Here is a 24,262-nt window from a genome sequence, read left to right as displayed (position 1 = left end):
GATCGCGCCGTCCATCTGCGCAGCACCGGTGATCATGTTTTTAACATAGTCGGCGTGGCCTGGGCAGTCTACGTGTGCGTAGTGGCGAGTCGGGGTGTCATATTCAACGTGGGAAGTGTTGATGGTGATACCACGAGCTTTTTCTTCTGGTGCGTTATCGATCTGGTCGAATGCACGAGCAGAACCACCGTAGGTTTTAGCCAGAACGGTAGTGATTGCAGCAGTCAGGGTAGTTTTACCATGGTCAACGTGGCCGATAGTACCAACGTTGACGTGCGGTTTTGTACGTTCAAATTTTTCTTTAGACACGGCTATATTCCTTACTATAGTGCTCTCCCCTGTGGAGAGAGCACGGGACTTAGGTTTTAATCCTGTGGATTACTTACCACGGGCTTCAATAACGGCCTGAGCAACGTTGTTAGGCGCATCATCATACTTCAGGAATTCCATGGTGTATGATGCACGACCTTTGGTCAGAGAACGCAGCTGAGTTGCATATCCGAACATTTCAGACAGCGGAACTTCAGCGTGGATCTTAACGCCAGTTACTTCGGATTCCTGACCACGCAGCATACCGCGACGACGGCTCAAGTCACCGATAACGTCACCGGTGTTCTCTTCAGGAGTTTCTACTTCAACCTTCATGATTGGCTCAAGCAGAACTGGTTTTGCTTTCTTAAAGCCTTCTTTAAAGGCAATAGACGCAGCCAGTTTAAACGCCAGTTCAGAGGAGTCAACGTCGTGGTAAGAACCGAAGTGCAGACGAACACCCATATCAACAACCGGATAGCCAGCCAGAGGGCCCGCTTTCAGCTGTTCCTGGATGCCTTTATCAACGGCTGGGATGTATTCGCCAGGAATTACACCACCTTTGATGTCGTTGATGAACTCGTAACCTTTCGGGTTAGAGCCCGGCTCCAGTGGGTACATGTCGATCACAACGTGACCGTACTGACCGCGACCACCAGACTGCTTAGCGTGCTTACCTTCAATGTCGGTAACTTTCGCGCGAATCGCTTCGCGGTAAGCAACCTGAGGTTTACCCACGTTCGCTTCAACGTTGAATTCACGCTTCATACGGTCAACGATGATGTCCAGGTGCAGTTCACCCATACCAGCGATGATGGTCTGGTTAGATTCTTCATCAGTCCATACGCGGAATGATGGGTCTTCTTTCGCCAGACGGCCCAGAGCCAGACCCATTTTTTCCTGGTCAGCTTTGGTTTTTGGTTCAACTGCGATGGAGATTACCGGCTCAGGGAATTCCATACGCTCCAGAATGATCGGGTGATCCGGGTCACACAGGGTGTCACCAGTGGTCACGTCTTTCAGACCGATAGCTGCAGCGATGTCGCCCGCACGAACTTCTTTGATCTCTTCACGTTTGTTAGCGTGCATCTGTACGATACGGCCAAAACGTTCACGCGCCGCTTTCACGGAGTTCAGGATGGTGTCACCGGAGTTAACCACACCAGAGTAAACGCGGAAGAAGGTCAGGTTACCCACGAATGGGTCGGTAGCAATTTTGAACGCCAGTGCAGAGAATGGCTCTTCGTCGCTTGCGTGACGCTCAGCCGGAGTATCTTTACCGTCGTCCAGGATGCCGTTGATCGCAGGAACGTCAACCGGGGATGGCAGGTAGTCAACTACCGCATCCAGCATCGCCTGAACACCTTTGTTCTTGAACGCAGAACCACAGGTTACCAGGATGATTTCGTTGTTCAGAACGCGCTGACGCAGAGCTTTTTTGATCTCTTCTTCAGTCAGTTCTTCACCACCCAGGTATTTCTCCATCAGCTCTTCAGAAGCTTCAGCAGCGGATTCGATCAGGTTCTGGTGCCATTCGTCAGCCAGGTCCTGCATTGCAGCTGGGATATCTTCGTATTCGAAGGTAACGCCCTGGTCTGCATCGTTCCAGTTGATGGCTTTCATTTTCACCAGGTCGATAACGCCGGTGAAGCCTTCTTCAGCACCAATTGCCAGCTGCAGCGGAACAGGGTTCGCGCCCAGACGGGTTTTGATCTGGCCAACAACTTTCAGGAAGTTAGCACCCATACGGTCCATTTTGTTAACGAACGCGATGCGTGGAACTTTATATTTGTTCGCCTGACGCCATACGGTTTCAGACTGTGGCTGAACACCACCAACTGCGCAATAAACCATTACCGCGCCGTCAAGAACACGCATGGAACGTTCTACTTCGATGGTGAAGTCAACGTGCCCTGGGGTGTCGATGATGTTTACGCGATGCGGTTCGTACTGCTTAGCCATACCTGACCAGAATGCAGTAGTCGCTGCGGAGGTGATAGTGATACCACGCTCCTGCTCCTGTTCCATCCAGTCCATGGTGGCTGCGCCGTCATGAACTTCACCGATTTTGTGGTTTACACCGGTGTAGAACAGAATACGTTCGGTAGTAGTGGTTTTACCGGCGTCGATGTGCGCACTGATACCGATGTTACGGTAGCGTGCGATGGGTGTTGTACGAGCCATTTGATTCCTCGTTTATATCTTTAGGCGTTCAGTTAAGTTACCCAGAGCGGGCGGCTTCTCTGAAGCGCCCGCCTGGTGACTAATACTCCGAAGGGATTACCAACGGTAGTGTGCGAACGCCTTGTTGGCTTCTGCCATACGGTGAACGTCTTCACGTTTCTTAACTGCAGTACCTTTGTTGTCTGCAGCATCAGAAAGTTCGTTCGCCAGACGCAGAGCCATGGATTTATCACCGCGTTTACGAGCAGCTTCAACGATCCAACGCATTGCCAGAGCATTACGACGAACCGGACGAACTTCAACTGGAACCTGATAAGTAGAACCACCAACGCGGCGGGACTTAACTTCTACGGTTGGGCGAACGTTGTCGAGAGCGACTTCGAAAGCTTCCAGTTCATTTTTACCAGAACGCTGAGCCAGGGTCTCAAGCGCGCTGTATACGATTGCTTCTGCAGTAGATTTTTTACCATCTACCATCAGGATATTTACAAATTTTGCCAGCAGTTCTGATCCGAATTTCGGATCTGGAAGAATTTTACGCTGACCAATGACGCGACGACGTGGCATGGGAATACTCCGTTGTTAATTCAGGATTGTCCAAAACTCAAAGAGTTTAGTTTGACATTAAGATAAATCAGTTTGGCCTTACTTAACGGAGAACCATTAAGCCTTAGGACGCTTCACGCCGTACTTGGAGCGAGCCTGCTTACGGTCTTTAACACCTGAGCAGTCGAGCGCACCACGAACGGTGTGGTAACGAACACCCGGAAGGTCTTTAACACGACCGCCACGGATCAGGATCACGGAGTGTTCCTGCAGGTTGTGACCTTCACCACCGATGTAGGAAGTCACTTCGAAACCGTTAGTCAAACGCACACGGCATACTTTACGCAGTGCGGAGTTTGGTTTTTTAGGAGTGGTGGTATATACACGAGTACATACACCACGTTTCTGCGGGCAGGCTTCCAGCGCAGGCACGTTGCTCTTTGCAACTTTGCGTGCGCGTGGTTTGCGTACCAGCTGGTTAACTGTTGCCATTAAATAGCTCCTGGTTTTAGCTTTTGCTTCGTAAACACGTAATAAAACGACCTCATACAATATGAGGACGCGAAATTTTAGGGCTACGTCGAAAAGGTGTCAAGAAATATACAGCGATCTCAAATCACCAGTTCATTTGACTGGCGTGCGTCACAGTAAGATTGACGAAATCAGTATAGCCAACCACGTCAATTTTGGTTGAAATTTGACCAGAAAGACCCCGCGCATCCAGATCGTCCTTCAGCGCAGAGACTGTTATGGGGGCATTCGTGAGAATTTCAACGAAACGACTGCCTTCCAGTGCGGCAAGCACGCCATCCTGAATCAGCAGCAGATCATCACCTTCGCGCAGCATACTCAGTAACGCGTCGATATCACATTGCCACGGTGAATGGCTCAGAGTATGGAGCATGTCAGCCTCAGAAAGTCAGAACGGTGTCGTAGTGGGAAAGGTGTTCGCGCAATGCAGCAGAAGACATGACTTTCACATCCAGCACGAAAGGCGTTGCCTCGTTTAAACCGCGCGCGGCCAGGGAGTCGGCACAGACATAGAAGGTTTCGATATCGTAAAGCGGTAACACTTTGAACGTTGCGATGTAATCACGCGCCAGAATGGCCTGAGGCTGTTGCCCCGCCAGAAGCTGAAATACGCCGTCGCCCAAAAAGAAGACACCGATATCTTCGGTCAATGCTGAGGTCGCGAGCAGCGCATCCAGCCCTTCTCTGCCTGACGCATTGCCGTGCGGTGCGGAGGAAAAAACAAACGCGACACGCTTCATCAGAATTGCACCACTCTGTCGCAGGTCAATGCCGCCTGTGCCAGTGCACCCAGGCCACTCAACGAAAAGCCGGGCTGCAGGTTAGAACCCGATAAACCAAGACGCGCGGCTTCGGTTGCATCGGTCACGCCGCGGCGCAGTGCCGCCGCCACGCAGATGTGCAGTTCTACGCCCTGCTTTTCGTTTAATGCCTGCCAGGAACGCACCAGATCGAACTCGTCGCTCGCCGGTGACGTAAACTGATTCGCGTTATACACCCCTTCCCGATAGAAGAAGACGCTCGCCAGCTCGTGTCCGGCCGCCAGTAGCGCATGCGCAAACTGCAGCGCGCTGCTGGCCTGCTGAGTACCGTACGCCGGGCCTGTCACCATTAACGCAAAACGCATTACTTGTCTTGTCCCAGGAAATCGCCGCTTTTGAACTGGCGAATGTAGAGGTAGACCGTGTGCTTGGAGATGTTCAGACGATCGGCCACCTGGTTGATGGCGTCTTTAATATCAAAAATCCCTTTTTCATAAAGATTGAGCACGATCTGACGATTCTTGGCGTTGTTCGAGACGTTGCGATCGGCATTCACCTCTTCAATCGTAAACTCAAGCGTCTGCGTCACCAGATCTTCAACAGAGGAGGCAAAGTTAACAGAAGAGCCAACATCCGGCGTTTCTGGTGGAATAAAGGTGCTCATGATTTGCGAGAATGGCACATCAAGGTTCATGTTGATGCACAGCAGCCCAATAACACGATGCTCGCGGTTTCGAATCGCGATGGTTTCTGATTTCATCAGCACGCCGCTTTTGGCGCGGGTGAAATAGCATTTGGAGACGCTGCTGTCCGCGCCGGTCATGTCATGCAGCATACGCAATGCAAGGTCGGTAATTGGCGAACCAATTTTACGGCCAGTATGCTCACCATTCGCAATGCGGATGGCGGAACACTTCAGATCTTGCAGGGAGTGCAATACGATTTCGCAGTGGGAGCCAATGAGCATCGCTAACCCGTCCACTACCGCTTCGTAGGATTTCAGAATATCGAAGTCGGTCTGATCGAAAGGACGTTGATCCAGCAAATCAAGTTCACTGGTTTCGTTGGTTAAAAGCGACCTGGACATGAAAAAAACACTCCTTTTCAGGAGCCTGTCGTTAGGTTTTCAGGGCAGGCTCATTATCTACACGGACAACTAAATTAATACAGCGTGCGTAGCGCTTTCCAGTGTTAATTATATCTGCCCCACAATAAAAAAACCGCCGCCTTAAAGGCGGCGGTTTTTTTTCAACATTACTTCTTAGCAGCAGCGGCTTTATCGTCAGCCGGTGCGTCTGCTTTCGCATCCGCTTTCGGTGCCGGTTTGATATCCAGCAGCTCTACGTCAAAGACCAGCGTAGAGTTAGCAGGGATACCCGGAACGCCGGTTTTGCCATAGGCCAGATCCGGTGGGATAACCATCTTGATCTTGCCGCCTTTCTTGATGTTTTTCAGGCCTTCAGTCCAGCCCGGGATCACACCATCCAGACGGAAGGAGAGCGGCTCACCGCGGGTGTAAGAGTTATCGAACTCTTTACCGTCGATCAGCGTACCTTTGTAGTTCACAACAACGGTGTCGCTGTCTTTAGGCGCATCGCCGGTGCCTTCTTTCTCAACTTTGTACACCAGGCCAGTAGAAGAGGTTTTCACACCTTTCTCTTTGGCAAAGGTGTCGCGGTAGGCTTTACCTTTCGCTTCGTTGTCTTTAGCGTCCGCGTCCATCTTGGTCTGCGCGGCACCCTTCACGCGCGCTTCGAACGCCTGCAGAGTCTGTTCAATTTCCTGGTCAGACAGCTTGCTCTTATCAGCAAATGCGTCCTGAACGCCCGCGATCAGCTGAGCTTTATCCAGTTTGATGCCCAGTTTCTCTTGTTCTTTCAGAGAGTTTTCCATGTAGCGACCCAGAGATGCGCCCAGTGCGTAGGCGGATTTCTGGTCGTCATTTTTGAACGCCGCTTTGCTGTCTGCAGTGGCAGCAGGCTTCGCAGCAGTATCAGCAGCGAATGACAGCGGCGCGTTCAGCGCAACAGCCATCGTCGTCGCCAGCAGCGTTACTTTAAACAGTGATTTCATCCATATCTCCAGGGCCTGGGGACTCTCACCCCAGCGTTAAACGTAAATGAGTTACGTACTATAAAACGTTGCGGAAGAAATCTACAGACAGACACTTCCAATTCTCGCCACTTTTCAGACTATTTTTGTTTAAATAAGTTTCCTGCCAAAGGGATGCAGACTGTACTTAAGGATAAACTCAGTTAAACTGCGCCGCCGCAGGGCCATTATGGCGAATCTGAAACAAACGAGGTGAATGATGAAGGATACAGCAATAGAAGCGAGAATGGCTGAGCTGGAAAGCCGCCTGGCTTTTCAGGACATCACCATCGAAGAGCTAAACCAGACCGTGACCGCACATGAGCTCGAAATGGCAAAACTGCGGGATCATATGCGCCTGCTGACGGAAAAGCTGAAGGCTACACAGCCGTCAAACATTGCCTCTCAGTCAGAAGAGACGCCACCTCCTCATTATTGAGGCGTAAAAAAAGCGGGATAATCCCGCTTTTTTTGTGCCCGGTGGCGCGAAGCTTACCGGGCCTACATACCAAATACCCTATGGATTTCGAGTCGCAGGAAGGCGGCAAGCTTGAAAATCCCCGGGAGCATAGATAACTATGTGACAGGGGTTTGAAAGCGCAGCCAACGCACCTGCGACTTGAAAGACGACGGGTATTAGTGGCAGCCGCAGCCGCCGTTACCGCAACCACCTTTACCGTGGTCGTGACCATGGTCGTGATCGTGGCCGTGACCACCGCAGCAGCCGTCGTGGCCGTGATCGTGGTCATGGTCGTGACCGTGTGCACCGTGAACGTGGCCATGAGCCAGCTCTTCTTCGGTCGCTTCACGGATCGCAACAACTTCTACGTTGAACTTCAGGTTCTGGCCAGCCAGCATGTGGTTACCGTCAACCACGACGTGGTCATCTTCCACTTCGGTGATTTCAACAGGAACCGGACCCTGGTCAGTTTCAGCCAGGAAGCGCATGCCAACCTGCAGTTCGTCAACGCCCATGAACACGTCTTTAGGAACGCGCTGAACCAGGTTGTCGTCATACTGACCGTAAGCGTCGTTCGCGCCTACAGCAACGTCAAATTTGTCGCCAACTTCATGACCTTCCAGCGCGTTTTCCAGGCCAGAAATCAGGGAACCGTGACCATGCAGGTAGTCAAGCGGCGCACTCACCGGAGACTCATCAACCAACACACCGTCTTCTGTACGTACCTGATAGGCCAGGCTGACCACCAGGTCTTTTGCTACTTTCATGATATCTCCTGAGCGTGGGAAAATTGCTGGCGCAGATTGTAGCGGAAATCTGCACCCGTGTACCCTTTAGCTTAAAAAAACTCAGGGCATATCGCTAGTCCGGATGAAAAATCCCGATAACTTGCTCTTCTTTGCGAACGTGATCGCGGGCCTCTTTATCGGCCTCACGCATCTGGTGACCGCACTTAACACACTCAACAACATCAACATTATTTTCCCGCCACATCGCCAGGGTATCTTGCGCCTGGCAGGTCGGGCATTTTGCACCCGCGATAAAGCGTTTACGTACAGCCATCTTTCGTTACCCTTTATTCAAATTCATCCCAGCCATCAAGCTGGCGTCGTTCCTGTTGCATCTCTCGCTGGAAGATCTCCTCCAGCTCGCGACGCGCTTCCCGCACGCGGGAGATCTGCGCCGTATCGGTATGTACCGGCATCAGCTCGCGCAACATCCGCATATCCAGCCGGCGGAAGTGCATCTGGGCGCGCTGCGCCTGATGCGGATGCATGCCGAGCGAGATCAGCGCCTTACGGCCCAGCTCCAGCGCACTGGAGAACGTCTCACGGGAGAAGTGTTTCACACCCGCCTGCAACAATTCGTGAGCTTCAACACGTCCCCGCGCACGCGCCAGAATATGCAGATGCGGGAAATGCTGCTGGCACAGCTCCACCAGCTTCATCGTGTCTTCCGGATCGTTACAGGTAATTACGATGGACTCTGCCGCTTCCGCCCCCGCCGATCGCAGCAGCTCGAGCTGGGTCGCGTCGCCGTAGTAAACCTTGTAGCCATATTTACGCATCAGGTTGACCGCGCTGATATCCCGCTCCAGTACCGTAATGCGCATTTTGTTCGCCATCAGCAAACGCCCGATAACCTGTCCGAAACGGCCAAAGCCCACCACAATCACCTGCGGCTTGTCGTCTTCCACCCACGGCGCTTCGTCTTCATCGTCAGTTGGATTCAGGCGACGCGACAGCAGTTTATCCACCAGCTTCATCAGCAGCGGCGTGGTCATCATAGACAGCGTGACCGTCACCAGCAAAAGCGCCATCTGATCGTCTTTAAACAGCTTCTGGGAGGATGCGGTGGAGAACAGCACAAACGCGAACTCGCCTCCCTGGCTCAACACGCTGGCAAACTGCATGCGTTCCGAACTGCGCAGCCCGTAGATACGTGACATCACGTACAGCACCAGCATCTTCACCGCCACCAGGATGGCGACGCTCACGACCACCCACAGCAGATGGGTATAGAGCACACCGAGGTTAAGCGCCATCCCCACCGAAATAAAGAACAGGCCTAACAGCAGCCCTTTGAAGGGATCGATGGCAATTTCCAGCTCGTGACGATACTCGCTCTCCGCCAGCAGCACCCCGGCGATAAAGGTCCCGAGCGCCATCGACAGCCCCAGCGCGTCCATAAACAACGCCGATCCCAGCACCAGCAGCAGCGTCGCGGCGGTAAACACCTCGCGAACGCCCGACGCGGCAATAAAGCGGAACACGGGACGTAACAGGAAACGACCGCCAATCAGCATGCCCGCGAAGGCCAGCACCTTCATGGCGATTTTAGCCCAGTCGAAGTGATCGTCCCCGGACCCCGCCAGCAGCGGCACAAGCGCCAGCGCCGGGATCACCGCCAAATCCTGGAACAGCAGCACCGAAAAGCCCAGCTGACCGGCTTCGTTGCGATTCATCCCCTTATCGCGCATCAGCTGCAGCGCCATCGCCGTTGACGACATCGCAAGGCCTATCCCGCCAATCACCGCCGCCTGCCATGAAAAGTTGGTCAGCATTAACAGGCCACCCAGGATCGCGGCGCTGAACAACACCTGCGCGGCGCCCACGCCAAAGATAGAGCGTCGGAGCTGCCACAATTTCGAAGGATTCAGCTCCAGGCCGATGATGAACATCAGGAACACCACGCCCAGCTCGGAGAAATGGAGAATCTCATCGACATCGCTGATGAATCCCAGCCCCCAGGGGCCAATCGCGATCCCCGCCAGCAGATACCCCAGCACCGCGCCGATACCAATCCGTGCAGCAAGCGGCACCGCGACGACGGCCGCAAATAAAAACAGCACCCCGGCGAGGAGCAAATTCGATCCTTCCATTAACGACCTCCTGCCGGAATGGGTGACGCCAGCCATTCACCATAGGCTCTGGCGTGGCTTGCCAGCTCTTTCGGATCCTGACGCCGCGCCCAGTAGACAATAATCGGGCTCATCCAGTGCATACGGCACATGGCCGCCGTCAGCTCGAATGGCCGCAGGATGTCGCTCATCGGATAACGGTTCAGCCCGTCGTGGCGGTAAGCGCTTTCGGGTTCACCGGTCGTAATCACGCTACGCCAGTACTTTCCCGCCAGCTGGTTGCCCCCCACCCCGCTGGAGAAGCCCCGGCTCAGCACTCGGTCCAGCCACTCTTTCAGCAGCGCCGGACAGCTATAGGTATAAAGCGGATGCTGGAACACAATCACGTCATGCTGACGCAGCAGTTCCTGCTCGTAAGGGATATCAATAAAGAAATCAGGATAGTGCGCGTAGAGATCATGCACCGTTACGTTACTAAGCTGTGTGGCCGGCTTAAGCAGCACCCGGTTTGCCACCGAGTCCTGAGATTCCGGATGGGCATACAGCAGCAGCACTTTTGCTGTCTGAGACATCATTCCCCTCCCGGTCTTGTTTCTGTTTTTGTGTATCGTCGCTGTTTTGGGCTACCATGGCGGCCCGGTGCGGAAAATGGCCCACACCTTACATTATCATAATGACAAATTAACATAGTCGGAACATACGGCGCTTCTATGATTGTTTTCTCCTCGTTACAAATTCGTCGCGGCGTGCGCGTCCTGCTGGATAACGCCACTGCTACCATCAACCCGGGCCAAAAAGTGGGTCTGGTCGGCAAAAACGGCTGCGGTAAATCCACCCTGCTGGCGCTGCTGAAAAACGAGATTAGCGCGGATGGCGGTAACTTTACCTTCCCGGGAAACTGGCAGCTCGCCTGGGTAAACCAGGAGACGCCGGCGCTGAGCGAACCGGCACTCGACTATGTTATCGACGGCGACCGTGAATACCGCAAGCTCGAAGCGGAACTTCATGCTGCTAACGAGCGCAACGACGGCCACGCCATCGCCACCGTTCACGGCAAGCTGGACGCCATCGACGCGTGGACCATTCGCTCCCGCGCCTCCAGCCTGCTGCACGGCCTGGGCTTCAGCAACGAACAGCTTGAACGCCCGGTCAGCGACTTCTCCGGCGGCTGGCGTATGCGTCTTAACCTGGCGCAGGCGCTGATCTGCCGCTCTGACCTGCTGTTGCTTGACGAACCGACCAACCACCTCGATCTCGATGCGGTTATTTGGCTGGAGAAGTGGCTCAAGAGCTATCAGGGCACTCTGATTCTGATCTCCCACGACCGCGACTTCCTTGACCCGGTAGTGGATAAAATCATTCATATCGAACAGCAAACGATGTTCGAGTACACCGGCAACTACAGCTCCTTCGAACGCCAGCGCGCGACGCGTCTCGCCCAGCAGCAGTCCATGTACGAAAGCCAGCAGCAGCGCGTGGCGCACCTGCAGAGCTTTGTGGATCGCTTTAAGGCCAAAGCCTCAAAAGCCAAGCAGGCCCAGAGCCGCATCAAGATGCTGGAACGTATGGAGATGATCGCCCCGGCGCACGTGGATAACCCGTTCCACTTCAGCTTCCGCGAGCCGGAAAGCCTGCCTAACCCACTGCTGAAGATGGAGAAAGTCAGCGCGGGCTATGCCGACCGCATTATTCTCGATTCCATCAAGCTCAACCTGGTGCCGGGTTCACGCATTGGCCTGCTGGGGCGTAACGGCGCCGGTAAATCGACGCTGATCAAACTGCTGGCGGGCGAGCTTAACCCGGTCAGCGGCGAAATCGGCCTCGCGAAGGGCATCAAGCTGGGTTACTTCGCCCAGCATCAGCTGGAATTTTTACGCGCGGATGAATCGCCGATTCAGCACCTCGCGCGTCTGGCGCCGCAGGAGATGGAGCAGAAGCTGCGCGACTATCTCGGCGGCTTTGGCTTCCAGGGCGATAAGGTGACTGAAAACACCGAGCGCTTCTCCGGCGGCGAAAAGGCCCGCCTGGTGCTGGCGCTGATCGTCTGGCAGCGCCCGAACCTGCTGCTGCTCGATGAACCGACCAACCACCTGGATCTCGACATGCGCCAGGCGCTGACCGAAGCGCTGATTGAGTTCGAAGGCGCGCTGGTGGTGGTTTCGCACGATCGTCACCTGATCCGCTCCACCACGGACGATCTCTATTTAGTGCACGGCGGCAAAGTTGAACCGTTCGACGGCGATCTGCAAGACTACCAGCAGTGGCTGACGGACGTGCAGAAGCAGGAAAACCAGCCGGAAGAGTCAGCGAAAGACAACGCCAACAGCGCGCAGGCGCGTAAAGACCAGAAGCGTCGTGAAGCGGAGCTTCGCACCCAGACGCAGCCGCTGCGTAAAGAGATTACCCGTCTCGAAAAAGAGATGGAAAAACTCAACGCCACGCTGGCTGTCGTTGAAGAGAAGCTTGGCGATAGCGGCCTGTATGACCAGAGCCGCAAAGAGGAGCTGACCGACTGCCTGCAAACCCAGGCGAAGACCAAATCCAGTCTCGAAGAGTGCGAGATGGCGTGGCTCGACGCGCAGGAACAGCTGGAAGCGATGCTGCAGGCTGACTGACCTGTTTACCCCGTTTGAAGAACAGAATCCGTACCGGGTTCGGAAATCCAGCTTAAACGGGGTACAATTCGGAAAGTCTCGTAAATTTCCGACAAGAATCAGCATCGCGCTTATGACCCAAATCATTCCATCAGACTTCGACATTGCGGCCGAAGACAGCACTGAGTTCGTGCCTATGCGCGGCGTGGCCAATCCCCATTTGCAGACCATGCTGCCGCGACTGATCCGCCGCAAGGTTCAGTTCACCCCGCACTGGCAACGGCTTGACCTGCCAGACGGTGATTTTCTGGATCTCGCCTGGAGCGAAGCGCCTGAACAGGCTCGCCATAAGCCGCGTCTGGTGGTTTTCCACGGTCTGGAAGGCAGCCTGCACAGCCCGTATGCGCATGGGCTAATTGAGGCGGCAAAAGCGCGCGGCTGGCTCGGCGTGGTGATGCATTTTCGCGGCTGCAGCGGCGAACCGAATCGTCAGAAACGCATTTATCACTCGGGTGAAACCGAAGACGGGACGTGGTTTTTACACTGGCTGCGGGAAAATTATGGCACCGTGCCAACGGCCGCCGTGGGCTACTCGCTGGGCGGCAATATGCTGGCCTGTCTGCTGGCCAAAGAGGGCGAAAGCGTCCCGCTGGATGCCGCCGTCATTGTCTCCGCGCCGTTTATGCTCGAGCAGTGCAGCTACCACATGGATAAGGGCTTTTCCCGCGTCTATCAGCGCTACCTGCTCAACCTTTTGAAGGCCAACGCGGCGCGTAAGCTGAAGGCCTACCCGGATACCCTGCCGGTCAGCCTGCGCCAGCTGAAAAAGGTGCGTCGTATCCGTGAGTTCGACGACCTGATCACCGCGAAAATCCACGGCTTCGCCGATGCGATTGACTATTATCGTCAGTGCAGCGCCATGCCGCTGCTCAGCAAGATCACGCAGCCAACGTTGATTATTCATGCCAAAGATGACCCGTTTATGGATCATCACTCGATCCCCGCTCAGGAATTCCTGCCCGACAACGTTCACTATCAGTTGACCGAGCATGGCGGCCACGTCGGGTTTATCGGCGGCACGCTGCGCCGCCCGAAAATGTGGCTTGAGGCGCGTATTCCTGACTGGCTGACCCCTTATCTGGACGGTGCAAAATGATTATTCCCTGGCAGGATCTGGCTCCCGAAACGCTCGATAATCTGATTGAAAGCTTTGTATTACGCGAAGGCACCGATTATGGTGAACAGGAACGCTCGCTTGAGCAAAAGGTCAACGATGTTAAGCGCCAGCTGAAAAGCGGCGACGTGGTGCTGGTGTGGTCAGAACTGCATGAGACGGTCAATATCATGCCCCGCAACGCGTTTCACGGCTGATCTTCCACCCTTTTCAGTCAGGGAGTTGCTATGTCTGCCAGACATCCGGTTATTGCCGTTACGGGGTCGAGTGGTGCGGGAACCACCACCACCAGCCTCGCATTTCGCAAGATTTTCGCCCAGCTGAATCTCCGTGCGGCGGAGGTCGAAGGCGACAGCTTTCACCGCTACACGCGTCCGGAGATGGACATGGCCATTCGTAAGGCGCGCGATTCGGGTAAACACATCAGCTACTTCGGCCCGGAAGCCAATGACTTCGGCCTGCTGGAACAAACCTTTATAGAGTACGGTAAGAGCGGCAAAGGGCAGTCCCGCAAGTATCTGCACACCTATGATGAAGCCGTACCCTGGAATCAGGTGCCGGGCACCTTTACCCCCTGGCAGCCGCTGCCGGAACCCACCGACGTCCTGTTTTACGAAGGTTTGCACGGCGGTGTGGTCACGCCTCAACACGACGTGGCGCGCCACGTGGATCTGCTGGTCGGCGTGGTTCCTATCGTAAACCTGGAGTGGATCCAGAAGCTGACGCGCGACATGAGCGAACGTGGCCATTCGCGAGAGGCGGTAATGGACTCGGTGGTACGCTCCATGGAAGATTACATCAACTTCCTGACGCCGCAGTTCTCCCGCACCCATATCAACTTCCAGCGCGTGCCGACGGTGGACACCTCCAACCCGTTTGCCGCTAAAAGCATCCCGTCGTTGGATGAGAGCTTTGTGGTGATCCATTTCCGCAATCTCGAAGGCATTGATTACCCGTGGCTGCTGGCAATGCTGCAGGGCTCGTTTATTTCGCACATGAATACGTTAGTCGTGCCGGGCGGAAAAATGGGGCTGGCGATGGAGCTCATCATGACGCCGCTGGTGGAGCGACTGATGGAAGGGAAGCAGATCGCGTGAGCATGTTCCCTCTCCCTGTGGGAGAGGGTTAGGGTGAGAGCATCAACACGCACGATGCCCCAACAATCACGCCTCGATCACTTCATACGAATGCGTGATTTTTACCGCTTTCTCCAGCATTAACGCCACTGAGCAGTACTTCTCCGCAGACAGGTCCACCGCACGTGAGACCGCCGCGTCTTTCAGCTCTTTACCGGTGACCACAAAGTGCAGGTTAATATGGGTGAACAGGCGTGGCGCCTCTTCGCGACGCTCTGACGTGAGTTTAACCTCACAATCCGTCACGTTATGACGTCCTTTCTGCAGAATCGACACCACGTCAATTGCGCTGCATCCGCCTGCCGCCATCAGCACCATTTCCATTGGGCTGGGTGCTTTATCGCCGGAGTTACCGTCCATCAAAATCTGGTGCCCTGACGCGGACTCGCCCAGGAACGTTAAACCTTCAACCCATTTCACGCGCGCTTGCATATTCTTAAACTCCAACGTTGCATTTTTGGTGACAGATTACGCGTGCGTTACATTTCTCGCAATGGAAGGCGACCTGCATCATGCTGAAGCGAGACACCAGGAGACACGCGGCGAAAGCTATGCTAAAACACTCTGGATGCTACAGTAATACATTGACGTTACACATGTATGCAGAGGACATCAAACTTTACTGGCTGCGAAACGTTACGGTAGCCGACTTCCCAGGGTATGGGTAAGAATTCGATTGCAACCCCAGAGTCCGGATGCATCTGATGACTCTGGTGATAGCTTATAACAGAGGATAACAGCGCATGGTGCTTGGCAAACCGCAAACAGACCCGACTCTCGAATGGTTCTTGTCTCATTGCCACATTCATAAGTACCCATCGAAGAGCACGCTGATTCACCAGGGTGAAAAAGCGGAAACGTTGTATTACATCGTTAAAGGCTCGGTGGCAGTGCTGATCAAAGATGAAGAAGGGAAAGAGATGATCCTTTCTTATCTGAACCAGGGCGATTTCATCGGTGAACTGGGCCTGTTTGAAGAGGGCCAGGAACGTAGCGCCTGGGTTCGTGCAAAGACAGCATGTGAAGTGGCTGAAATTTCTTACAAGAAGTTCCGTCAGCTGATTCAGGTTAACCCTGACATCCTGATGCGTCTTTCTTCCCAGATGGCGCGCCGTCTGCAGGTCACGTCAGAGAAAGTGGGTAACCTCGCCTTCCTGGACGTTACCGGACGTATCGCACAAACCCTGTTGAACCTGGCGAAACAGCCAGACGCTATGACCCACCCGGACGGCATGCAAATTAAAATTACCCGTCAGGAAATTGGTCAGATCGTCGGTTGCTCCCGTGAAACAGTGGGCCGTATCCTGAAAATGCTGGAAGATCAAAACCTGATCTCCGCCCACGGTAAAACCATCGTGGTCTACGGAACGCGTTAATTCCGCTTAAACGGCGTGCCATCGCAAGGTGTCACGCCGTTTTTGTCTCTACTCCCCATGTGGCGCAGGCTGATCTATCACCCGGAAGTTAACTACGCACTGCGGCAAACGCTGGTGTTGTGTCTTCCTGTGGCCATAGGCCTGATCCTCGGACATCTTCAGCAAGGCCTGCTGTTTTCCCTCGTACCCGCCTGCTGCAACATCGCCGGTCTGGACACGCCGCATAAGCGCTTTTTCAAACGCCTGATTATCGGTGGCTGCCTGTTTGCCGGCTGTAGCCTCGCCGTGCAGCTTCTGCTTGCCCGGGATATCCCGCTGCCGCTGATCCTGACCGTGCTGGCGATGACGCTCGGCGTCACGGCGGAAATCAGTTCGCTGCACGCCCGCCTGCTTCCCGCCTCGCTGATTGCGGCTATTTTCACGCTGAGCCTCGCCGGGAACATGCCGGTGTGGGAGCCGCTGCTGATCTACGCCCTGGGAACATTATGGTACGGGCTGTTTAACTGGTTTTGGTTCTGGCTGTGGCGCGAACAGCCGCTGCGTGAATCCCTGAGCCTGCTCTATGTGCAGCTTGCGGATTACTGCGAGGCCAAATATACCCTGCTCACCCAGCATACCGACCCGGAAAAATCCTTACCGCCGCTGCTGACGCGCCAGCAGAAGGTGGTGGATCTCATAAGCCAGTGCTATCAGCAGCTGCATATGCTCGCCGCCAACAAGAACCACGAATACAAACGGCTGCTGCGCACCTTCCAGGTCGGGCTGGATCTGCAGGAGCACATCTCCGTAAGCCTTCATCACCCGCAGGAGGTGCAAAAGCTGGTCGAGCGCAGCCACGCCGAAGCGGTGATCCGCTGGAACGCACAAACCGTGTCCGCACGTCTGCGCGTGCTGGCTGACGATATTCTTTATCACCGCTACCCCACGCGCTTTAACATGGAAAAACAGCTGGGCGCGCTGGAGAAAATCGCCCGCCAGCATCCCGATAACCCGGTCGGCCAGTTTGCCGCCTGGCACTTCAGCCGCATCGCCCGCGTGTTGCGCACGCAGCGCCCGCTTTATCCCCGCGACCTGATGGCGGATAAGCAAAAACGGCTTCCGTTATTGCCCGCGCTCAAAAGCTATCTTTCCCTTAAATCGTCCGCCCTGCGCAACGCCGCCAGGATTAGCGTTATGCTCAGTACCGCCAGCCTGATGGGCATGGCGCTGCACCTGCCGAAACCGTACTGGATCTTAATGACCGTGCTGTTTGTCACCCAGAACGGATACGGCGCCACGCGGGTGCGTATTTTGCATCGGGCAGGCGGCACCATGGCCGGGCTGATCATTGCGGGCGTGACGCTGCACTTCCACGTGCCGGAAGGCTATACTCTGGCAGGCATGCTGGCGATCACGCTGGTGAGCTACCTGATTATCCGCAAAAATTACGGCTGGGCGATGGTGGGCTTTACGGTGACGGCGGTATATACCCTGCAGCTGCTCACGCTCAATGGCGAACAGTTTATTGTCGCCAGGCTGATTGATACCCTGATCGGCTGCCTGATTGCCTTTGGCGGAATGGTCTGGCTGTGGCCGCAGTGGCAGAGCGGGCTGCTGAGGCAGAACGCCCACGACGCGCTGGAAGCCGACCAGCAGGCTATTCGCCTGATCCTGAGCGACGACCCGCAGCCCTCCCCGCTGGCCTATCAGCGGATGAAGGTCAACCAGGCGCACAACGCCCTGTTTAACTCGCTCAACCAGGCGATGCAGGAGCCGGGCTTTAACTCGCACTATCTGGCAGACATGAAGCTCTGGGTGACGCACAGCCAGTTTATCGTCGAGCACATTAACGCCATGACCACGCTGGCGCGCGAGCACACGATGCTGACGCCGGATCTGGCGCAGCGCTATTTGCAGTCGTGTGAAATTGCGTTGCAGAGGTGTCAGCAGCGTCTGGAGTATGACGCGCCGGGCGAGTCGGGCGACTCAAACATTCTGGAAGCGCCGGAGACGTTAACCCACGGGCCAATGAGCACGCTGGAGCAGCATTTGCAGCGCGTTCTGGGGCATCTGAACACCATGCACACCATTTCGTCGGTGGCATGGCGTCAGCGTCCGCATCACGGCATTTGGTTAACGCGCCGGTTAAAGCGAACCGAGTATTAGCCTTTAACGATCTTCGCGACCGCCGAGGCAAAGCGGGTTAACCCCTCTTCGATGTCTTTGTCTTCTACCACCAGCGACGGCGCAAAGCGCATCACGTCCGGCCCGGCATTGAGCACCATCACTCCTTCGTGCGCGGCGGCGTGCAGGAAGTCGCGCGCGCGACCTTTGTACTGCGGCTTCAGCTCGGCGCCAATCAACAGCCCCATCCCGCGGATTTCGCTGAACACATCGTACTGCTCATCAATCTTTTGCAGGTGTTTTACGAACAGCTCGCGCTTCGCGCTCACGGCGTTCAACACCTCCGGCGTGTTGATAATGTCGAATGCAGCGCCCGCCACGGCGGTCGCCAGCGGGTTACCGCCGTAGGTAGAGCCGTGAGAGCCGACGTGGAACGCGGAGGCGATCTCCTGCGTCGTCAGTACCGCACTCACCGGGAAACCACCGCCGAGCGCTTTGGCGCTGGTCAGGATGTCCGGCGTAACGCCGTAGTGCATATACGCGAACAGATCGCCGGTACGCCCCATCCCGCACTGCACTTCATCAAAGACCAGCAGCGCCTGATGTTCGTCGCACAGCTCGCGCAGCCCTTTCAGGAATTCCGGAGTTGCCGCCGTCACGCCGCCTTCACCCTGGATCGGCTCAACGACTACCGCGCAGGTGTGATCGTCCATGACCGCTTTCACCGCGTGCAGATCGTTAAACGGCACGTGGACGATATCGGCTGGCTTCGGGCCAAACCCGTCAGAATACTTTGGCTGGCCGCCAACGGAGACGGTAAAGAAGGAGCGTCCGTGGAAGGCATTGTGGAAGGCGATGATTTTGGTTTTGTACGGGCTGTGGCGCGTTGTTGCGTAGTAGCGCGCCAGCTTAAAAGCGGTTTCGTTGGCTTCGGTGCCGGAGTTCATAAACAGCACGCGCTCGGCAAAGGTCGCATCAATGATCTTGCGGCCCAGGCGCAGCGCCGGTTCGTTGGTGAACACGTTGCTGGTGTGCCACAGGGTTTCGCCCTGGGTTTTCAGCGCCTCAACCAGCGCGGGATGGCAATGACCCAGCGCCGTGACCGCAATACCGCCCGCGAAATCCACATACTCTTTCCCCTGCTGATCCCAGACGCGGCTGCCCTTTCCCTTCACCGGGATAAACTCAGCCGGTGCATAAATCGGCAGGATCACTTCATCGAATGTCGCGCGGGTTATTGCTGGTTGTTCAGTTGCCATGTCATGACCATCCATTTTTATGTCACAGTTATTGTGAAAATATAATCACAAAATATGCATAAAAAATCACAGCAAGGCAACAGATATTCAGCGATTGAGGAAATTTGCCAGCAGCGCGTGCCCCTGCTCGCTGAGGATGCTTTCCGGGTGGAACTGCACGCCTTCGAGGTCCCATTCGCGGTGGCGAATCCCCATGATCTCCTGCGTATCGCTCCAGGCGGTCACCTCAAAGCAGTCGGGCAGGGTCGACGGGTCAATCACCAGGGAATGGTAGCGCGTCACGGTTAGCGGATTATTGAGCCCCGTGAATACCCCGGTGCCGGCGTGGGTGACCGGAGAGGTTTTACCGTGCATCACTTTCTCGGCGCGCACGATGGTGGCACCAAACGCCTGGGCAATCGCCTGATGGCCCAGACAGACGCCCAGGATCGGCAGCTTGCCGGCATAGTACTGGATAGCATCCAGAGAAATACCCGATTCCGACGGCGTACACGGCCCAGGAGAAATCACGATTTTCTGCGGAGCCAGCGTCCCGATATCGGCCAGTCCGATCTCGTCGTTACGGCGGACAACCACCTCTGCACCCAGTTCACAAAAATACTGGTAAAGGTTCCAGGTGAAGGAATCGTAGTTATCAATCAGCAGAATCATGGCGGCTCCCGAAAAAAATGCCGCCCTATTCTACTCAGATTCCCGCGCTTCGCTCACTACTTTGGCAAAGATAGCGTTTAGCGCGGTTAAATCTCCCGTTGCGCCGCTTCGGTTAGCCGCCACCCACTGGTCGGGATCGATATCGCGCCAGTCCAGCGAGTAGCCCGCGTGGAGCGCCAGCTGCTCGAAGAAAACGCGTTGGGCAATACCGTTGCCGCGCATAAACGGATGTAGCATGTTGATTTCGCAGTAATAGTGGCTAACCCGGTCAACAAACGCCGCTTTCTCAAGACCCACGAGATACTTTTCGCTTTCCAGCGCCGCCATCAGCTCGTTACCCATCTTCTCGATGTATTCGAAATGGCAGAAAGGAATGTCACCCTTAAAAATATCGTCAGTGCGGAACTCACCTGCCCGCTTCATCTCGCTGCGGTACAAATGACGATGAATAAGGCACAGATGGGGCAACCCGGGCGCGGAAGGCCCAAGCTCCAGCGTCTCAATATGGGGCTCTGAGGGACCATTACCTTTTTCAAGGAGACAACTGGCCTGTAAATTGACGTTACGCTGCTGTTCCCAGAGACGGGATTTTTGCTTGTCGGTGAGCTTTTTCACTTAACGCCTCCCTGAATAGTCCGTTTGCCACAAGTATAAGCAGCAAAACGCGCTTTCGCAGGGAGGGTTACAGAATGCGGGCAGGAGAAGCCCGCGTTCAGAAGAATTACGGCAGAACTTTTGCGGAGAGGATAACCACCGGTTTTGACGGCACATTCTGATACGGACCGACGTCGTGAGTAGGCACCTGAGAAATCTTGTCGGCCACGTCCATCCCTTTCACGATTTTACCGAAAACGGCATAGCCAAAGTCGCGCTGACCGTGGTCGAGGAAGGCGTTATCCGCCACGTTCAGGAAGAACTGGCTGGTCGCGCTGTCTTTGTCTGCGGTACGCGCCATGGAGATGGTGCCGCGTTTGTTCAGCAGGCCGTTGTCCGCTTCGTTTTTGATTGGCGGGTTAGGCTGTTTCTGCTGCATCTGCTCGTTGAAGCCGCCGCCCTGCACCATAAAGCCTGGGATCACGCGGTGGAAGGTGGTGTTGTTATAGAAACCACTGTTCACGTAGTCGAGGAAGTTTTTCACAGAAACCGGAGCTTTCTGGCTATTCAGTTCCAGCTCAATGTTCCCGGCGGAGGTGGTCAGCAGAACGTGAGGGTCCCCTTTGGCTGCCAGCGCAGCAGGGGAAACAGCAGAAAGAGCAAACACAGCTGCGACAGCCGCCAGTGTTGATTTGAGCATGAGAATTCCTTAACAAAGCGCAGTATAAAAAGCGAATGGCTTGATTCTAAAGAGCAGTATGAACGGAGACCAGCCTTTTACCTAATTTTACGAAATTGAAACAGTTGTAACCGCGCAAACGGTTGGCTTTGGCGCCATTTTGTGTGATCGAGATCACACAAAAACATGCAATGAAGTTCTAATTTCTCTTAAAAGATATGAATAGATCACTTTGATGTCTAAAATCTGCCCGCTCTCAGCGCCCTCCTGGGCGCTTTTCTTTTTCTGAACAGGCCAGACATGACTAACAGCAATCGCATCAAGCTCACATGGATCAGCTTCTTCTCCTACGCTCTGACCGGCGCGTTGGTGATCGTCACCGGGATGGTGATGGGGAATATCGCAGACTACTTCCAGCTGCCCGTTTCCAGCATGAGTAACACCTTCACCTTCCTCAACGCGGGGATCCTGATCTCTATCTTCCTGAATGCCTGGCTGATGGAAATCGTCCCGCTGAAAACCCAGCTGCGTTTTGGCTTTGTGCTGATGGTCGCCGCCGTGGCGGGCCTGATGCTGAGCCACAGCATCGCCCTGTTCTCCGCCGCCATGTTCGTGCTCGGTCTGGTGAGCGGGATCACCATGTCGATCGGTACGTTCCTCATTACCCACATGTATGAAGGCCGCCAGCGCGGCGCGCGTCTGCTGTTTACCGACTCCTTCTTCAGCATGGCCGGAATGATTTTCCCGATGGTCGCGGCCGTTCTGCTGGCGCGCAGCATCGAGTGGTACTGGGTCTATGCCTGCATCGGCCTGGTCTACGTGGCGATCTTTATTCTGACCTTCGGCTGTGAATTCCCGGTGCTGGGCAAGAAAGCGCAAACCACCGCCGAGCCCGTTGCGAAAGAAAAATGGGGCATCGGCGTGCTGTTCCTCTCCGTTGCCGCCCTGTGCTACATTCTGGGCCAGCTGGGCTTTATCTCCTGGGTACCGGAGTACGCCAAAGGTCTGGGCATGAGCCTGAACGACGCGGGTAAACTGGTGAGCGATTTCTGGATGTCTTACATGTTTGGCATGTGGGCGTTTAGCTTCATCCTGCGCTTCTTCGACCTTCAGCGCATTCTGACCGTGCTGGCCGGGCTGGCGACCGTGCTGATGTACCTGTTCATCAACGGTTCACCGGAGCATATGCCGTGGTTCATTCTGACCCTGGGCTTCTTCTCCAGCGCCATTTATACCTCGATCATCACCCTGGGCTCTCTGCAGACCAAAGTGGCCTCGCCGAAGCTGGTTAACTTCGTCCTGACCTGCGGCACCATCGGCACCATGCTGACCTTCGTGGTCACCGGCCCGATCGTCGCCCACAGCGGTCCGCTGGCGGCGCTGCACACCGCCAACGGTCTGTATGCCGTGGTGTTCATCATGTGCTTCATCCTGGGCTTCGTGACCCGCCACCGCCAGCACAACGCGGCAGCAGCGTCTCACTAACCCCTACGCCCCTTTGCGCTCGGCAGAGGGGCTGTTTCTGGCAAAGCTTACCTCTTCTCCTCCGATATCCATCTGGATCCACGTCTGCGCCAGCTGCGTCGTGGCGATCACCCGTCCCTGACGAATCGACCAGCGCACCGGCACCTGGCAGCGCACCGCTTCAAACCCGCTCTCGGCAGGCAGAATAATCAGGTTCGCCGGATTCCCCGTTTCAATACCGTAATCGCTCAGGCCGAAGGTACGGGCGCTGTTGTGGGTGATCAGGTTTAGGCCATTGTCGATTTGCGGATAGCCCATCATCTGACAGACGTGCAGCCCCATATGCAGCACCTGCAGCATGTTGCCGGTGCCGAGCGGGTACCACGGGTCGAAGACGTCGTCATGACCGAAGCAGACGTTAATGCCCGCTTCCTGCAGCTCTTTCACCCGGGTGATGCCGCGGCGCTTCGGATAGTCATCAAAGCGCCCCTGCAGGTGGATATTGACCAGCGGATTAGCGACGAAGTTAATTCCCGACATTTTGAGCAGACGGAAGAGCCGCGAGGTGTAAGCGCCGTTGTAGGAGTGCATGGCGGTGGTGTGGCTGGCCGTCACGCGCGGGCCAATGCCGGCCTCATACGCTAGCGCTGCCACCGTCTCGACAAACCGCGACTGCTCGTCGTCGATTTCATCGCAGTGGATATCCAGCGGACGGTCATACTTCTTCGCCAGTTCAAAAGCGATATGCAGCGACTGTACGCCATACTCGCGGGTGAACTCGAAGTGCGGGATCGCCCCCACCACGTCGGCGCCCAGCCTTAACGCCTCTTCCAGCAGCGCCGCGCCATTCGGGTAAGAGAGGATACCTTCCTGCGGGAACGCGACGATTTGCAGCGTTACCCACGGGGCAACCTCCTGCTTCACCTCCAGCATCGCCTTCAGGGCGGTGAGCGTCGGGTCAGAGACATCCACATGGGTGCGGACAAACTGGATGCCGTTGGCAATTTGCCACTTCAGCGTTTTCCAGGCGCGCGCTTTAACATCCTCATGGCTGAGCAACGCCTTGCGTTCCGCCCAGCGCTCAATGCCTTCGAAAAGCGTGCCGGACTGGTTCCAGTTCGGCTCACCCGCCGTCTGGGTCGTATCAAGATGGATATGCGGCTCAATGAACGGCGGGATCGCAAGCCCGCCGCGCGCGTTCAATACTTCATAACTTTCGGCGTGGGTGTCGTCCATCGGGGTGATGTCACCAAATCGCCCGTTCTCAATGGCTAGCTGCCACAGCCCTTCCTGACCCGGTAAACGAACATTCTGAACAAGCCATAACGGTGCTGTAGACATACCCTTCCCCTAAAAAATGCCGCTGATATTCAGGCGTATCGATTTTGGCAAAACTGCCCCTGATTTGTACACAAATTCGACGGGCACGAAAAGCCTGCGATTTCCGCTACTTATAAAAATCCTGACAAATCAGTCATATACCACCTAAG

The 24,262-nt window shown here is 55.4% G+C and carries 27 protein-coding genes; 8 read left to right on the top strand and 19 right to left on the bottom strand.

Going from position 1 to position 24,262, the window contains the following annotated elements:
• The 9 genes from ACMWLG_RS13330 to fkpA all read right to left on the bottom strand — a co-directional run.
• The coding region (locus ACMWLG_RS13330) for a GTP-binding protein (protein ID WP_227537806.1) at positions 1–309 on the bottom strand (309 nt) is incomplete at its 3' end.
• A gap of 69 nt (positions 310–378) precedes the next feature.
• The gene (fusA, locus tag ACMWLG_RS13325; RefSeq protein WP_008503004.1) at positions 379–2,493 is read right to left on the bottom strand and encodes an elongation factor G; all 2,115 of its coding nucleotides are present in this window, start codon (positions 2,491–2,493) and stop codon (positions 379–381) included.
• 96 nt (positions 2,494–2,589) lie between these two features.
• Positions 2,590–3,060, bottom strand: coding sequence for a 30S ribosomal protein S7 (rpsG, locus tag ACMWLG_RS13320; protein ID WP_004106370.1), 471 nt, complete (start codon positions 3,058–3,060; stop codon positions 2,590–2,592).
• A gap of 96 nt (positions 3,061–3,156) precedes the next feature.
• Positions 3,157–3,531: a 30S ribosomal protein S12 gene (rpsL, locus tag ACMWLG_RS13315; RefSeq protein WP_000246815.1), complete on the bottom strand. Its 375-nt coding sequence runs from the start codon at positions 3,529–3,531 to the stop codon at positions 3,157–3,159.
• A 124-nt stretch (positions 3,532–3,655) separates the two neighbouring features.
• Positions 3,656–3,943 (bottom strand): sulfurtransferase complex subunit TusB, encoded by a 288-nt coding sequence (gene tusB, locus ACMWLG_RS13310; protein ID WP_023309457.1) that lies wholly within the window; start codon positions 3,941–3,943, stop codon positions 3,656–3,658.
• Between the two features lie 7 nt (positions 3,944–3,950).
• Positions 3,951–4,310, bottom strand: a complete 360-nt coding sequence (gene tusC, locus ACMWLG_RS13305; protein ID WP_045403396.1) for a sulfurtransferase complex subunit TusC — start codon at positions 4,308–4,310, stop codon at positions 3,951–3,953.
• Complete coding sequence (gene tusD, locus ACMWLG_RS13300; protein WP_023309459.1) at positions 4,310–4,696, bottom strand: sulfurtransferase complex subunit TusD; 387 nt, start codon at positions 4,694–4,696, stop codon at positions 4,310–4,312. Before tusD ends, tusC begins: the two co-directional genes overlap by 1 nt.
• Positions 4,696–5,418, bottom strand: a complete 723-nt coding sequence (locus tag ACMWLG_RS13295) for a transcriptional regulator (protein ID WP_003861697.1) — start codon at positions 5,416–5,418, stop codon at positions 4,696–4,698. Before ACMWLG_RS13295 ends, tusD begins: the two co-directional genes overlap by 1 nt.
• Before the next feature lie 167 nt (positions 5,419–5,585).
• Positions 5,586–6,404: an FKBP-type peptidyl-prolyl cis-trans isomerase gene (fkpA, locus tag ACMWLG_RS13290; RefSeq protein ID WP_023309460.1), complete on the bottom strand. Its 819-nt coding sequence runs from the start codon at positions 6,402–6,404 to the stop codon at positions 5,586–5,588.
• Positions 6,405–6,642: 238 nt separating this feature from the next.
• Here fkpA and ACMWLG_RS13285 point away from each other — a divergent pair, with 238 nt between their 5' ends.
• Entirely contained in the window at positions 6,643–6,861 is a 219-nt protein-coding gene (locus ACMWLG_RS13285) for a protein SlyX (RefSeq protein ID WP_023309461.1), read from the top strand.
• A gap of 197 nt (positions 6,862–7,058) precedes the next feature.
• Here ACMWLG_RS13285 and slyD read toward each other — a convergent pair whose 3' ends face one another.
• The 4 genes from slyD to kefG form a co-directional block, all read right to left on the bottom strand.
• Positions 7,059–7,649, bottom strand: coding sequence for a peptidylprolyl isomerase (slyD, locus tag ACMWLG_RS13280; protein WP_014833521.1), 591 nt, complete (start codon positions 7,647–7,649; stop codon positions 7,059–7,061).
• A 94-nt stretch (positions 7,650–7,743) separates the two neighbouring features.
• Positions 7,744–7,944: a YheV family putative zinc ribbon protein gene (locus ACMWLG_RS13275; protein WP_033146793.1), complete on the bottom strand. Its 201-nt coding sequence runs from the start codon at positions 7,942–7,944 to the stop codon at positions 7,744–7,746.
• Between the two features lie 13 nt (positions 7,945–7,957).
• Positions 7,958–9,763 (bottom strand): glutathione-regulated potassium-efflux system protein KefB, encoded by a 1,806-nt coding sequence (gene kefB / locus ACMWLG_RS13270; protein WP_023309462.1) that lies wholly within the window; start codon positions 9,761–9,763, stop codon positions 7,958–7,960.
• Positions 9,763–10,317 carry a glutathione-regulated potassium-efflux system ancillary protein KefG gene (gene kefG / locus ACMWLG_RS13265; protein WP_021242220.1) on the bottom strand — a complete coding sequence of 185 codons (555 nt, stop codon included), beginning with the start codon at positions 10,315–10,317 and terminating at the stop codon, positions 9,763–9,765. Before kefG ends, kefB begins: the two co-directional genes overlap by 1 nt.
• A gap of 135 nt (positions 10,318–10,452) precedes the next feature.
• On the opposite strand from kefG, the gene ACMWLG_RS13260 reads away from it, so the two are divergent.
• The 4 genes from ACMWLG_RS13260 (at position 10,453) to ACMWLG_RS13245 (ending at position 14,607) form a co-directional block, all read left to right on the top strand.
• Positions 10,453–12,357 (top strand): ABC transporter ATP-binding protein, encoded by a 1,905-nt coding sequence (locus ACMWLG_RS13260; protein ID WP_045403393.1) that lies wholly within the window; start codon positions 10,453–10,455, stop codon positions 12,355–12,357.
• A gap of 112 nt (positions 12,358–12,469) precedes the next feature.
• Positions 12,470–13,492 carry a hydrolase gene (locus tag ACMWLG_RS13255; protein WP_039263094.1) on the top strand — a complete coding sequence of 341 codons (1,023 nt, stop codon included), beginning with the start codon at positions 12,470–12,472 and terminating at the stop codon, positions 13,490–13,492.
• Positions 13,489–13,707, top strand: coding sequence for a YheU family protein (locus ACMWLG_RS13250; protein WP_008503016.1), 219 nt, complete (start codon positions 13,489–13,491; stop codon positions 13,705–13,707). The genes ACMWLG_RS13255 and ACMWLG_RS13250 overlap by 4 nt, the downstream gene beginning before the upstream one ends.
• Positions 13,708–13,737: 30 nt before the next feature.
• Positions 13,738–14,607 carry a phosphoribulokinase gene (locus tag ACMWLG_RS13245; protein WP_023309465.1) on the top strand — a complete coding sequence of 290 codons (870 nt, stop codon included), beginning with the start codon at positions 13,738–13,740 and terminating at the stop codon, positions 14,605–14,607.
• Between the two features lie 66 nt (positions 14,608–14,673).
• On the opposite strand, the gene ACMWLG_RS13240 is transcribed toward ACMWLG_RS13245, so the two are convergent.
• A complete protein-coding gene (locus ACMWLG_RS13240; RefSeq protein WP_045403391.1) occupies positions 14,674–15,078 on the bottom strand; it encodes an OsmC family protein in 405 nt (134 codons plus the stop codon).
• 311 nt (positions 15,079–15,389) lie between these two features.
• Here ACMWLG_RS13240 and crp point away from each other — a divergent pair, with 311 nt between their 5' ends.
• Complete coding sequence (crp, locus tag ACMWLG_RS13235; protein ID WP_000242758.1) at positions 15,390–16,022, top strand: cAMP-activated global transcriptional regulator CRP; 633 nt, start codon at positions 15,390–15,392, stop codon at positions 16,020–16,022.
• A gap of 57 nt (positions 16,023–16,079) precedes the next feature.
• Complete coding sequence (locus ACMWLG_RS13230; RefSeq protein WP_039263093.1) at positions 16,080–18,167, top strand: YccS/YhfK family putative transporter; 2,088 nt, start codon at positions 16,080–16,082, stop codon at positions 18,165–18,167.
• Here the strand turns inward: ACMWLG_RS13230 and argD are convergent.
• The 4 genes from argD to ppiA all read right to left on the bottom strand — a co-directional run bounded on the left by argD (position 18,164) and on the right by ppiA (position 21,329).
• Positions 18,164–19,384: a bifunctional acetylornithine/succinyldiaminopimelate transaminase gene (gene argD, locus ACMWLG_RS13225; RefSeq protein ID WP_171863420.1), complete on the bottom strand. Its 1,221-nt coding sequence runs from the start codon at positions 19,382–19,384 to the stop codon at positions 18,164–18,166. The two genes, ACMWLG_RS13230 and argD, sit on opposite strands and share 4 nt — an antisense overlap.
• Positions 19,385–19,471: 87 nt before the next feature.
• Positions 19,472–20,035, bottom strand: a complete 564-nt coding sequence (gene pabA, locus ACMWLG_RS13220; protein WP_045403387.1) for an aminodeoxychorismate synthase component 2 — start codon at positions 20,033–20,035, stop codon at positions 19,472–19,474.
• Between the two features lie 30 nt (positions 20,036–20,065).
• A complete protein-coding gene (locus tag ACMWLG_RS13215; protein WP_023309470.1) occupies positions 20,066–20,650 on the bottom strand; it encodes a putative adenosine monophosphate-protein transferase Fic in 585 nt (194 codons plus the stop codon).
• 106 nt (positions 20,651–20,756) lie between these two features.
• On the bottom strand, positions 20,757–21,329 hold the full coding sequence (gene ppiA, locus ACMWLG_RS13210) for a peptidylprolyl isomerase A (protein ID WP_023309471.1): 573 nt from the start codon (positions 21,327–21,329) through the stop codon (positions 20,757–20,759).
• A gap of 279 nt (positions 21,330–21,608) precedes the next feature.
• Here ppiA and tsgA point away from each other — a divergent pair, with 279 nt between their 5' ends.
• Positions 21,609–22,793 (top strand): MFS transporter TsgA, encoded by a 1,185-nt coding sequence (tsgA, locus tag ACMWLG_RS13205; RefSeq protein ID WP_045357612.1) that lies wholly within the window; start codon positions 21,609–21,611, stop codon positions 22,791–22,793.
• Between the two features lie 3 nt (positions 22,794–22,796).
• On the opposite strand, the gene ACMWLG_RS13200 is transcribed toward tsgA, so the two are convergent.
• Positions 22,797–24,113, bottom strand: a complete 1,317-nt coding sequence (locus ACMWLG_RS13200) for a cytosine deaminase (RefSeq protein ID WP_045403386.1) — start codon at positions 24,111–24,113, stop codon at positions 22,797–22,799.
• Positions 24,114–24,262 lie beyond the last annotated feature (149 nt).

The organism is Enterobacter sp. 01-M-02-SI-ECC, from assembly GCF_047530595.1.
Classification (GTDB): Bacteria; Pseudomonadota; Gammaproteobacteria; order Enterobacterales; family Enterobacteriaceae; genus Enterobacter; species Enterobacter cloacae_M.
Note: the sequence above shows the minus strand (reverse complement) of the source record. Positions and strands in the feature narration are given on the sequence as shown.